The sequence below is a fragment of the Flavobacterium sp. ZB4R12 genome (assembly GCF_048276375.1).
GTDB lineage: Bacteria > Bacteroidota > Bacteroidia > Flavobacteriales > Flavobacteriaceae > Flavobacterium > Flavobacterium gawalongense.
In genome coordinates, this window is the sequence record NZ_JBLNKS010000007.1 from 34,981 (window position 1) to 47,425 (window position 12,445).

At 34.8% G+C, this 12,445-nt stretch carries 13 protein-coding genes; 2 read left to right on the top strand and 11 right to left on the bottom strand.

The genetic code is table 11. The annotated features are described in order from the left end of the window. Nucleotides 1-205: 205 nt before the first annotated feature. A complete protein-coding gene (locus ACNO7W_RS06525; RefSeq protein WP_417937474.1) occupies nt 206-2,059 on the top strand; it encodes a S9 family peptidase in 1,854 nt (617 codons plus the stop codon). Between the two features lie 312 nt (nt 2,060-2,371). On the opposite strand, the gene ACNO7W_RS06530 is transcribed toward ACNO7W_RS06525, so the two are convergent. The 10 genes from ACNO7W_RS06530 to pdxA all read right to left on the bottom strand — a co-directional run bounded on the left by ACNO7W_RS06530 (nt 2,372) and on the right by pdxA (nt 11,498). Then, nucleotides 2,372-3,124 (bottom strand): SDR family oxidoreductase, encoded by a 753-nt coding sequence (locus ACNO7W_RS06530; RefSeq protein WP_417937475.1) that lies wholly within the window; start codon nt 3,122-3,124, stop codon nt 2,372-2,374. Between the two features lie 366 nt (nt 3,125-3,490). Then, complete coding sequence (locus ACNO7W_RS06535; RefSeq protein WP_417937476.1) at nt 3,491-4,459, bottom strand: alpha/beta hydrolase; 969 nt, start codon at nt 4,457-4,459, stop codon at nt 3,491-3,493. 99 nt (nt 4,460-4,558) lie between these two features. Next, on the bottom strand, nt 4,559-5,134 hold the full coding sequence (locus tag ACNO7W_RS06540) for a sugar O-acetyltransferase (protein ID WP_143387034.1): 576 nt from the start codon (nt 5,132-5,134) through the stop codon (nt 4,559-4,561). A gap of 105 nt (nt 5,135-5,239) precedes the next feature. Further along, nucleotides 5,240-6,085: a helix-turn-helix domain-containing protein gene (locus ACNO7W_RS06545; protein WP_417937477.1), complete on the bottom strand. Its 846-nt coding sequence runs from the start codon at nt 6,083-6,085 to the stop codon at nt 5,240-5,242. A 409-nt stretch (nt 6,086-6,494) separates the two neighbouring features. After that, nucleotides 6,495-7,841 (bottom strand): acetyl-CoA carboxylase biotin carboxylase subunit, encoded by a 1,347-nt coding sequence (gene accC, locus ACNO7W_RS06550; protein ID WP_417937478.1) that lies wholly within the window; start codon nt 7,839-7,841, stop codon nt 6,495-6,497. Between the two features lie 93 nt (nt 7,842-7,934). Beyond that, nucleotides 7,935-8,414, bottom strand: coding sequence for an acetyl-CoA carboxylase biotin carboxyl carrier protein (gene accB / locus ACNO7W_RS06555; protein WP_417937479.1), 480 nt, complete (start codon nt 8,412-8,414; stop codon nt 7,935-7,937). Nucleotides 8,415-8,436: 22 nt separating this feature from the next. Then, nucleotides 8,437-9,435, bottom strand: coding sequence for a beta-ketoacyl-ACP synthase III (locus tag ACNO7W_RS06560; RefSeq protein ID WP_417937480.1), 999 nt, complete (start codon nt 9,433-9,435; stop codon nt 8,437-8,439). A gap of 173 nt (nt 9,436-9,608) precedes the next feature. Then, entirely contained in the window at nt 9,609-9,803 is a 195-nt protein-coding gene (gene rpmF, locus ACNO7W_RS06565; protein ID WP_007137315.1) for a 50S ribosomal protein L32, read from the bottom strand. A 9-nt stretch (nt 9,804-9,812) separates the two neighbouring features. Further along, complete coding sequence (locus tag ACNO7W_RS06570) at nt 9,813-10,364, bottom strand: YceD family protein (RefSeq protein WP_143387030.1); 552 nt, start codon at nt 10,362-10,364, stop codon at nt 9,813-9,815. Nucleotides 10,365-10,448: 84 nt separating this feature from the next. Further along, nucleotides 10,449-11,498: a 4-hydroxythreonine-4-phosphate dehydrogenase PdxA gene (pdxA, locus tag ACNO7W_RS06575; RefSeq protein WP_143387029.1), complete on the bottom strand. Its 1,050-nt coding sequence runs from the start codon at nt 11,496-11,498 to the stop codon at nt 10,449-10,451. Nucleotides 11,499-11,556: 58 nt separating this feature from the next. On the opposite strand from pdxA, the gene ACNO7W_RS06580 reads away from it, so the two are divergent. Further along, entirely contained in the window at nt 11,557-12,144 is a 588-nt protein-coding gene (locus ACNO7W_RS06580; protein ID WP_417937481.1) for a riboflavin synthase, read from the top strand. Nucleotides 12,145-12,182: 38 nt separating this feature from the next. On the opposite strand, the gene ACNO7W_RS06585 is transcribed toward ACNO7W_RS06580, so the two are convergent. Continuing rightward, nucleotides 12,183-12,368: a hypothetical protein gene (locus ACNO7W_RS06585; RefSeq protein WP_417937482.1), complete on the bottom strand. Its 186-nt coding sequence runs from the start codon at nt 12,366-12,368 to the stop codon at nt 12,183-12,185. Nucleotides 12,369-12,445: the final 77 nt, after the last annotated feature.

A 12,445-nucleotide genomic window follows, 5' to 3' on the forward strand; every position in this document is an offset into this window, starting at 1 on the left:
ATAATAATTTTCAGGATTTATTCTGAATTTATTTCAGGAGCTAATCCCGCTATCCGTTGTAATCTTTTATTTTTTTAAAGAAAAAAAATAAAAGGATTTCCACTATTATCGGGGCTAAAAAGCTATTATTAAAACGACAAACATCAAATTAAATTGGCTATTTTTATGCCTCATAAAAAAATTTATTTTAATTCGTTTAAAAGCTATGGCACAAGATGTAATGACACCCGAATTGCTTTGGAAATTAGGAAGAATAACTCCTTTAGGCATTTCCAAAGACGAAAAAAATGTAGTTTATAAAGTAGAAACGCCTTCTGTCACAGAAAATAAATTGGATACAACATTTTACACCTTACCAATACATGGTGAAAATCCAACCGAAATAAAAGACACCGCAGCTGTATTAAAAGACAAGAACATTTCTCCAGACGGGAAATATATTGTGTATAATGAAGAAGTAAAAATCGATAAGGTTCTTGGAAAAGATTTTTATCCTACTCTGGAAAAATCGGAAGTTCAAATCTACAACGAATTGAATTATCGCCATTGGGATACTTGGAACGAAGGTAAATTTAACCATGTTTTTTACAAAGAAAACAAAGAAGGTGCTGTAGGGATTGACATTCTGAAAGGAGAAAATTTCGATAGTCCGCAAAAACCCTTTGGCGAAGACGAAGATTATATTTGGTCGCCAGACAGCAAAAGCATTTTATACGTTTGTAAGAAAAAAGCAGGAACAGCATATGCTATTTCTACCAATACTAATATTTTTGAATACAATCTGGAAACTGGAAAAACAATTAACAGAACTGAAGACAATTTAGGTTGTGATACAGCTCCGCAATTTTCTTCAACTGGAAACTTGGCATGGTTGCAAATGAAACGCGATGGTTACGAAGCAGATAAAAACGACTTAATCGTTAGTTTCGAAGGAATGAACATGAACCTGACAGCTAATTGGGATGGTACGGCGAATCATTTTATTTGGAGTAATGATGGAAAAAAAATCTATTTTATTGCACCAATTGACGGGACAAAACAATTATTTGAAGTTAATTTTCCGGGGCTAACCAAAATCGCAATCAACGTTCAACAAATTACTAATGGCGATTTTGACATCAATGATTTAATTGGTTTTTCAGGCGATGAGATCATCATTACCAGAACTGACATGAATCATGCAGCGGAAATTTTCTCTTTTGATTTAAATAAGAACAGCTGGAAACAACTGTCTAATGTTAATACTGCAATCTATAATTCATTGGCGTTAAGCAAAACTGAAAGAAGATATGTTACCACAACCGATGGTAAAAAAATGTTAGTTTGGGTAATTCTTCCTCCAAATTTTGATGCATCAAAAAAACATCCAACCCTTTTATTTTGTCAAGGAGGACCACAAGCTCCATTGACACAAGGCTATTCCTTCCGTTGGAATTTCCAGTTAATGGCTGCTAATGGTTATATTGTTATAGCACCAAACCGTCGCGGAATGCAAGGCCTCGGTGTGGAATGGAATGAGCAAATCAGTAAAGACTGGGGAGGACAAGTTATGGATGATTACCTTTCGGCTATTGACGATATAACGAAAGAAGAATATGTTGATGCAGCACGCTTGGGATGTGTGGGTGCCAGTTATGGTGGTTATTCTGTATTTTACTTAGCAGGCATTCACAACAACCGATTCAAAACGTTCATTGCTCATGATGGCGTTTTTAATACCCAAAGCATGTTCGGAACCACTGAGGAAGTTTTCTTTTGTAACTGGGACTTTGGTGGCGCTTATTGGGAAAAAGACAATGCTGTAGCACAAAAAGCCTATACTACATTCAACCCAATCAATATGGTTGAGAAATGGAACAAACCTATTTTAATTATTCAAGGCGGAAAAGATTTTCGTGTACCAATTGGACAAGGACAGGAAGCTTTTCAAGCAGCTCAATTGCGAGGGATAAAAAGTAGATTCTTGTATTTTCCAGAAGAAAACCATTGGGTACTTAAACCTCAAAATGCTCAAATCTGGCAAGGGGAGTTTTTCAAATGGCTGAAAGAAACCTTATAAATTTATAATTGAATGAACAAAAAACCTCGTCAGGATATGAGGGCACTGAAAAAGTCCTTAAAGAATTAGATTTCATTAAAAGAGTAGAAAAATAAGATTTTCTACTCTTTTTTTTATCCTGAAAATGAAGCACTTAAGCAAAACTCGAATTTTCCTTAATCGCCTTAAAATGTCTAATTACTAAAAAGAGATACTTTTTCAGTGCCCTCGGATATGGCGAGGTTTTTTTGTAAACTTGTCTTGTTCTAAAAAAAGTTGATTAAAAACTATTTCATATGTCAACAAAAAAGGAACTATCTTTTAATACCATTCTTACCAAGGTTTTGAAGTTGGTCCCATTGTAAATTCGTTAATGTTTGTATCTTCTGGTTGACTAATCGCAAATGCAATAACATTTGCTACTCTATCTGCCGAGATGCTGTATTGATTATAAACATTTGATAACTGTTCAGCTGCTTCTTTATGTGTAATCTGAAGTAACAATTCGGTGTTAATGGCCGCAGGATACATAGCTGCCGTACGAATATTAGTTCCTTCTAAGGCAGATTCCATACACAGGACTTCCATAAAATCACGTACAAACCATTTAGTCCCTCCATACACCGCGCCACCTGGATAAGATTTCAGTCCAGCAACGGATGAAATGGTAATGATATGTCCAGATTTTTGGCTAACAAAGATTGGTAAAACTGCTGCTACACCGTTCAATACCCCATTGATGTTCACATCAACGGTCTGATGCCACTCCTTCGTCTTTAATGCAGATAATGGTGCACATGGCATAATTCCAGCGTTCAAAATGATGGCATCAACGCCTCCAAATGTTTCTATAGATAGTGCTATGATAGCGGCATTATCAGAAGCAATAGTTACATCCAATTTTTGGTAAATAGCTTGTCCTCCTTTTGCCTGAATATCATCCGTCAGTTTTTTCAGTCTGTCAGTGCGTCGTGCACCCAACACTACCTTTGCACCTTTTTCCGCAAGTAGCTTTGCGGTTGCTTCTCCTATTCCAGAGGATGCACCTGTTATAATGATTACTTTTCCTTCAATGTTGTTTTTCATGATACTCAAAATCTATAATTTTTAATTTGAATAATAATGTTCATCCTTTTACGACTTCATGACTAGCTCCTATTTGTTTTTCAAAGTCTCATAATTACATCTTTTTATTAGCTTGCAGATCACTTTTTCCAACATCAAGTAGTTTCTACTTTCATCACCGACAATAATAAATTTAACTAAAATTTGGTTTAGAACACTATAAGGTATAAAAAACTCAAAGCATAACAATTACTTGAAACTAACGTTATAAGTTGTAGTGTTTTGTGCCCTAAGCGTGTCGTTGTCGATTTGCGTGTTGGCTTTATTCATGATTATTTTGAAATTGTGCAGTTGCCAAAATGCGTAAAGTGCTTGTCTTAGATTTTATTATTTTAAATGCTCTTTAAAAAATGTTTCTAACTTGTCAAATGGTATAATATCCACCTTGTCATACAAATCCACGTGAACAGCGTTAGGAATAATCATTAACTCTTTCGGTTCAGCAGCCATTTTATAGATATCTTCGCTGAAATAACGTGAGTGTGCCTTTTCACCTGCTATTAAAAGCATTGGTCTTGGTGAAATTTCTTTGATGTACGTTAGAAGCGGCATATTCATAAACGACAATGGATTGGTAGCAGTCCAAGAACCGTTTGAATTAATAGAATTGGCATGAAAACCACGTGGTGTGTGATAATAATTGAAATAATCCACTATAAATTGGGGTTCGTTGCCTTCCAACTTTTTGGGTAAATTACGTGATGATGGAGCAGGTGTTCCTTTCTCCGCATCTTCCCAACGTTGTTGGCCCAATTGTTCTAACATTTGAGAGCGTTGTTCAAGTGTTACCATATCATTATAACCTTTTGACATAACCCTCGTCATATCATACATACTGGTGGTGGCAACGGCTTTAACACGTTTGTCAATAGCTGTGGCATTCAACGCCATGCCTCCAAATCCGCAAATACCAATGATACCTATTCGGTTTCTGTCAACAAATTGCTGTAATCCGAGATAGTCCACCGCTGCACTAAAATCTTCGGTATTAATATCTGGCGAAGCCACATTGCGAGGTTCGCCACCGCTTTCGCCTGTGTAAGACGGGTCGAACGCAAGTGTAGCGAAGCCACGTTCTGCCATAGTTTGGGCATAAAGTCCCGAAGATTGCTCTTTTACTGCACCAAACGGACCACTAATGGCAAGTGCCGCCAAGGGTTCATTGCCATGTTTTTTTGGAACGTATAAATCGCCTGTCAGCATAATTCCATAGCGGTTTTTAAATGTTACTTTTTCTCTTGAAACCTTATCGCTTAATTGAAAGGTGTAATGTTCTGCTTGTTCTGTCTTATTCATTTTATTTGAATTTTTATTTTTTTGATTTTGACTGTAAGCCTGTCCAACTATCATAAGAGTGGCAAGGACTAAAATTGATAATGTTCTCATATTGTTTTGCTATTTAGAAATTGATTTAATGAATTTAGCAGGAATACCGCCCACAATAGAATTGTCAGGAACATCTTTAGATACTACTGCACCTGCTGCCACAATTGCGTTTTCTCCAATGGTTACTCCTGGTAAAATGGTTGCATTAGCTCCAATCCACGCATTTTTTTTGATATAAATTGGCTTTGGAACAAGTGAATGCCTGTCATCGGGTGAAATGGGATGACCTTCTGACAACAGACTGACTTTGGGAGCGATTAGTACATTATCTTCTATGGTAATACCTCCTAAATCTAAAAAAACACAGTCAAAATTGATAAAAACGTTTTTACCGATCTTGGTATGCTTTCCGTAATTGATATAAAGCGGTGTAAAAACCATGGTGCTTTCATCAATCTCGGAATCTAAAATTTGGCTCAACAAATCCCTAATTTCTGTTGGACTCAAAGAATTGTTCATTTGAACAAGTAATTTCTTTGTGGCGAATGTGGCTTCCAGCATTTTATAGGCCTGGGGGTCGTTAGGTGATATAATTTTACCCGATTCTAACCTGCTGAATATGTTTTCTGTTGTATCTATTCCCATTTTACTACCTATGTGATTATGAAGCAAAATTAAAAAGAAAGCCCCGCAGAAACTTTACTGCGAGGCTCAAATAGTCTTTCTCAGAAGCTCTATTTTTAAAATAAATCAAATATCTGTTGGGGAGATGCCGTATTGTTTTTTGAACGAAGTAGAAAAATGTGACGGGTTTTTAAAACCAACCTCCACGTAAACATCCTGTACTTTTCTACCTTCGTCTTTTAGCTTGACATAGGCAGCTTCGAGCCGCCTTTTTATCAGCCATTTTTGTGGTGTAAGATTACTTATTTTCTTAAAATCTCTTTTGAATGTAGCTAAACTTCTTCCGGTAAAAGAAGCGATCTGTTCCATCGTAAGCTCATCTGCATAATTTTCATTCAGAAATTCTAAGATGTCTACTTTCCAAGGCTCTGCAAAGTCAAATAAGATTGGATAAAGCTGTTCAGTGGTGTTCAACAAAGCATAAATCCCCTCCAATAATTTTAAATGGGTAACACCTTCTGTTGGTTTTACATTACTGTCAAAATAGGGTGTAAGAGATTGAAATAAACTTTCTATAGCTGGCGTAGGTTGTAATTTAAAAACATAATCATCTGAAACAGCTATATCTTTCGGCATTTCTGCTTTATCCATTTTACTGTAAAACTCACGCAATACACTGCGTTTAAACGTAAGCGAAATACCTTTGTATAAATCTTCGCCTTTGCTGTTTTTGTACATTTTCAAACGATGATCTCTTCTGATAAAAGCACACTCCCCTGCCTGTAGAGTTATTTTCCTATTTCTATCTTCAATCACTTGTTCTCCTGAATAAAGGTAGACCAATACGTGTTCTGGTGTTGCATGAATACATTTTTCGCTATAATCTGAAAAACAGGATAAAAAAATACCTGAATAAGCTATGGTTTTTAAACTGTTGTCTTGTTGCATATTCATAATTTGCTGATATTGCATTATTAGTATGTAAATTTAAACTTTTCGCTTTTGTTTGACTTTATTGTAAGGTTCATTTTGTCTTTCTGTAAGGCTCACTTTAAAGTTCTGTCTGGTCAGGTTGTTAATTTGTAGGTTTGTCTAACCATCATAGTATATAACACTCTAAATTAATGAATGTTTTTCGTTATATATTAAAAAAATTTGTGTTAAGTAAAGTGTAAGGAATATAATTATAGCTAAAATGGTACTCCAAAAAAACTATCGTTTTTATTTGGGTTTTGGTATCTATTTTAGGTAAAAAAAAATGTATTTTATTTTTGTAAGAATGTTACAACTATATGTTTAGAAGTTTGTCTCGTCCTAGAATAGTGATACAAAAAAACCTTGCATCGCTGCAAGGTTTTTCCATGAAATATGTTTTTATTTCTTATTCCGGATCATTCATTTTGAAAGTATCCATAAAAGCAGTTGTGTAATCTCCTGCAATGTATCTTGGATCATCCATTAATTGTCTGTGGAATGGAATTGTAGTTTTTATACCTTCAATCACAAATTCATCCAATGCTCTTCTCATTTTACTAATTGCTTCTTCACGAGATTGTGCAGTTGTAATCAACTTTGCAATCATTGAATCGTAATTTGGCGGAATGGTATAACCTGAATAAACATGGGTATCTAAACGAACACCATGTCCTCCTGGCATATGCAGCGTTGTGATTTTTCCTGGAGATGGACGAAAATCATTATAAGGGTCTTCTGCATTAATCCTGCATTCGATGGCGTGCAATTGTGGTAAATAATTTTTACCAGAAATAGGTATTCCTGCAGCAACCATAATTTGCTCACGAATTAAGTCATAATCAATAACTTGTTCCGTAATAGGATGCTCAACCTGAATACGGGTATTCATTTCCATAAAGTAGAAATTACGGTGTTTATCAACCAAAAATTCTACAGTTCCTGCACCTTCATATTTAATATATTCTGCTGCTTTTACAGCTGCTTCACCCATTTTAGCACGAAGTTCATCCGTCATAAACGGAGATGGAGTCTCTTCGGTCAATTTTTGATGACGTCTTTGTACCGAACAATCTCTTTCCGAAAGATGACAGGCTTTTCCGTAAGCATCACCTACTACTTGAATTTCAATATGACGAGGCTCTTCGATTAATTTCTCCAAATACATACCATCATTTCCAAAAGCAGCAGCGGATTCTTGACGGGCGCCTTCCCAAGCTTTTAGCAATTCATCTTCTTTCCAAACAGCTCGCATTCCTTTTCCACCACCACCAGCAGTTGCTTTCAGCATTACCGGATAACCAAAATCTCTTGATAATTGTAAGGCTTGTTCATATGATTCTAAAATCCCAACTGAACCGGGAACACAAGGAACACCAGCTTCAATCATAGTTGCTTTTGCGGAAGCTTTGTCACCCATTCTATCAATCATTTCAGGAGACGCTCCAATGAATTTGATACCATGTTCCTGACAAATTTTAGAAAATTTTGAATTTTCAGAAAGGAATCCATAACCTGGATGTATTGCATCTGCATTTGTAATTTCGGCAGCGGCAATAATATTTGACATTTTCAAATAGGACAAGTTACTCGGAGGCGGACCGATACAAACTGCTTCGTCAGCAAACTTTACATGCAGACTTTCAGCATCGGCAGTAGAATAAACAGCTACTGTTTTTATACCCATTTCCTTGCATGTTCTAATTACGCGAAGCGCAATTTCTCCCCTATTTGCAATTAATATTTTTTTAAACATCTTCTTGAAATTATAAATTATAAATTATAAATTTTAAATTATTTGAATGATAGAAAAACAATTTCTCATTCAAAATTCATCATTCAAAATTTCTTATGATGGATCTACTAAGAATAATGGTTGGTCAAATTCTACTGGAGACATATCGTCAACCAATATTTTTACAATTTTACCAGAAACTTCAGATTCAATTTCATTAAATAATTTCATTGCTTCAATAACACAAAGCACATCTCCTTTAGAAATTGTTTTACCTACTTCAACAAACATAGGTTTATCTGGTGATGGTTTTCTATAGAAAGTTCCAATAATTGGAGATTTTATAGTGATATAATGAGAATTTTCTACTGCTGGAGCTTCAACAACAGCTACGACAGGAGCAATTTGTTGCGGAACTGCTGCTTGCGGAAGTGCGCTTTGAGCTGGCATTTGTTGAACATACGTGGTCTCTGTTACATTGCCTTCTAAAGTTGTTCTAATGGTGATTTTAACATCATCCATCTCTAATTTAACCTCTGCAACACCTGAATTTGCAACAAACTTGATTAGATTTTGAATTTCTTTTAAATCCATAATTATTTATTTTAGTTTAAATTTATTTTTTATCGTATGCCCATTTTAAGTAAATAGAACCCCAAGTAAATCCTCCTCCGAAAGCTGCAAAAATAATCGTATCGCCTTTTTTAAATAAAGATTCAAAATCGTTAAGCACTAAAGGTAACGTTGCAGAAGTAGTATTTCCGTATTTTTCTATGTTCATTAAAACTTTTGAGTCTTCTAAATTCATTCGGCTCGCTGTAGCGTCAATGATTCGTTTATTTGCTTGATGCGGAACTAACCAATCTACATCGTCATTGGTCAAATTATTTCTTTTCAAAATTAGTTCACTGGCATCAGCCATATTGGTTACTGCATATTTGAAAACAGTTTTACCATCTTGGATGATATTGTGTCTATTGTCTTTTACAGTTTCGAAAGTTGTAGGAACTAAAGAACCTCCAGCTGGAATTTTCAAAAAGTCACGACCTACACCATCACTACGCAAATATTCGTCTTGTAATCCAAGACCTTCGTAATTAGGTTCAAACAAAACTGCTCCGGCACCATCACCAAAAATAATACAAGTTGATCTATCCGTATAATCGACTATAGAGGACATTTTATCTGCCCCAATTAAAAGTACTTTTTTATAACGTCCTGATTGTATGTAAGCTGCTGCTGTAGACATTCCATATAAAAAACTGGAACATGCAGCTTGTAAATCGTAAGAAAAAGCATTTATGGCTCCTATTTCGGTAGCCACATATACTCCTGTCGATGCTACTGGCATATCCGGGGTAGCGGTTGCCATTATTAATAAATCTATTTCTAAAGGGTCAATGTTTGCTTTAGCCAATAAATCCTTTGCTGCCATAATGGCTAAGTAGGAAGTTCCTTTATCTTCATCTTTAAGGATTCTTCTTTCTTTTATTCCTGTACGAGAGATAATCCACTCATCATTTGTGTCAACCATTGTTTCTAACACTTTGTTTGAAAGTACAAAGTCCGGTACATAGGCTCCAACTGCTGTAATTGCGGCTGTAATTGTATTCATTGTATTCGATTATTTCTTGTCAAATGCTACCATTTGAAAATTTTTTAAAAGACTTGAAAATTACAAAAAAAATCCCAAAGCGTATTGATTTAGAACCTCTTATTTAATGAAAATTATAAACAACAAAAAAACTCTCACGATGTGAGAGTTCGAATATCATTTACAAAAATGTATTAAGCAACAGCTACAGATTTATCTATAACAACTTGCCCTCTGTAATACATTTTCCCTTCATGCCAATAGGCTCTGTGGTATAAATGTGCTTCCCCTGTGATTGGGCAAGTAGCGATTTGTGCTACAGTAGCTTTGTAATGTGTTCTTCTTTTATCTCTTCTTGTTTTGGAGATTTTTCTCTTAGGATGCGCCATTTTACTATATTATTTATCCGTTAATAGTTGCTTTAATTTGTCCCAACGCGGGTCAATATTTTCTTCTTTCTGTTCTTGTTTATGTTCTTTTTTTTGTTCTTTTATTGTCAGTTCTTTCAGTTTTTTCAAGGCTTCCGTATTTAAACTTCCATCTTTTATTCCTGGATGAACTCGTCTTAGAGGCACGGACAACACTATCATTTCATAGATATATTGTGCAATATCTATTTCAAACTCTCCGTGTGGCAAAATCAACAATTCTTCATTGTCATTATTATACATTTCTCCAAAACGAACAATCAATTTCATTTTCCCTTTAACAGGCAAATCAAAATCTTCACTGGTAAGATCACAAGGAACATTTACTGTTCCTTTATGCTTTAAACTTAATTCCAGCATTGTACTTTTTTTCTCTAAAACTACATTTACTTTGATGTCTGAATTTTGAAATTCATTATAATCAAAGATTTCAAAGAACGCATTACTTATTTGATATTCAAATTGATGTTTCCCTAGCTTTAATCCTACGAAAGGAATTAAATATTCTTTTGTCTTGTTCATTTCAACAACAATTTACCCTAAACTTCGGGAGTGCAAAGATATAAAATTATTACAAATCTAATAATGTTATTCACCTTTTTTTGTTCACAACTGTTTTTCTTTTGTTTTCAAAGGTTTTTGACTGATTTCCTTGTATTGATTTCTGGAATGAAAGATATCTATAGCAAGATAAACGGCCTCCTTAAATGAGTTATAATCCGCAACACCTTTTCCAGCAATATCATAAGCGGTACCGTGATCCGGCGAGGTTCTAATTTTATTTAAACCTGCCGTATAATTCACTCCTTTTCCAAAAGATAATGTTTTGAAAGGAATTAATCCCTGATCGTGATAGGTCGCAATAATAGCATCATATTTCTCATATTGATTGCTGCCAAAAAAACCATCCGCCGCAAAAGGACCAAAAACCAACGTTCCTTTATCAAATATTTTTTTCAATGCTGGCTTTATTATCAAATCGTCTTCTGTACCTATAACTCCTCCATCACCGCAATGTGGATTCAATCCTAAAACAGCAATTTTTGGTTTATTAATACTAAAATCCTGAATTAACGATTGCTTTACAGTTTCTATTTTTTGTTTAATCAACCCTTCTGTCAAATGTGATGTAACTTCACTTAAAGGAATATGATCTGTCAACAAACCAACCCTCAAATTATCCTGTACCATCAACATTAACGCATTTCCTTCCAGCTCTTGATTTAGATAATCCGTATGACCAGGAAACTTAAACGTTTCTGATTGTATATTGTATTTGTTAATTGGCGCCGTAACCAACACATCAATTAATCCTTCTTTTAAAGCTTTGGTTGCTGCAACAAATGACTTTATAGCATACCCCCCTACTTTCTCATCATTTGTTCCCGGATTTAAATCAACACCCTCTTTCCAAAGATTCAAAACATTAATCTTTCCCAGAACAATTTGATCTAACCTATCAATTCCGTGAAGCATTGAAGTAGATTCAAAACTCTTTTTTACAAACGACATTATTTTAACATTGGCAAAAATAACAGGCGTACATAATTCCAGCATGCGTGAATCTTCGAATGTTTTCAGTACCACTTCGCTTCCAATACCGTTCAAATCCCCTATAGAAATTCCGACGATTATATTTTCTGCATTTTTCATCATGACCTCACGTTATTTATTGCTAATTTTGAAGTGCAAATTTAGTAAAATAAAATAAGAAATGTTTACAGGAATAATAGAAACCCTTGGTGTAATCCAAGAAATAAAAAAAGAAAAAGACAATATTCATATTACGATGGATTCTTCAATTACCAGCGAACTACAAATAGATCAAAGTGTAGCTCACAATGGAATTTGTTTGACAGTTGTCGCCTTAAAAAATACTTTTTACACCGTAACGGCCATTGACGAAACCATAAAAAAAACGAATTTATCTGATTGGAAAGTCGGCGATAACGTAAACCTGGAAAGAGCAATGAAGCTGGGCGACAGACTTGACGGACATATCGTACAAGGACATGTTGACCAAATAGGAACCTGTATCACTGCAGAAGAAACCAACGGAAGTTGGTATTATACTTTTGAATATGATGAGAAACTCAACAACATCACTATCGAAAAAGGATCCATTACAGTAAACGGAGTAAGTTTAACAGTAGTAAACTCGAAGAAAAATCAATTTAGCGTGGCAATCATTCCTTATACCCATGAACATACCAACTTCAAAACCTTTGAAATTGGCACAAAAATCAATCTTGAATTTGATGTGATTGGTAAATACGTTTCAAGACTATACGCCAACAAATAGAAAATTACAAAAACCTTATAAAAAACAGAAACTCCAATTTAAATTGGAGTTTCTGTTTTTAATTTAAAGCTATAAATGATATAAATCCCGAATAGCACCGCAATTATCATTGCTATAAAAATATGTTCGTCAATAGGCAAACCCGGAGGCGGAGGCGGTTTTCTTCTTCCCATTGGCGATGGCACAGGAGGATCTGCCGCTATAGCATTGAAAATGCCAAGCATAAATATGATTATAATAAAAAAAATACTTTTAAAAATTTTCATAAAATAAATAAGAAAAATAAAGCATCAATTACTCT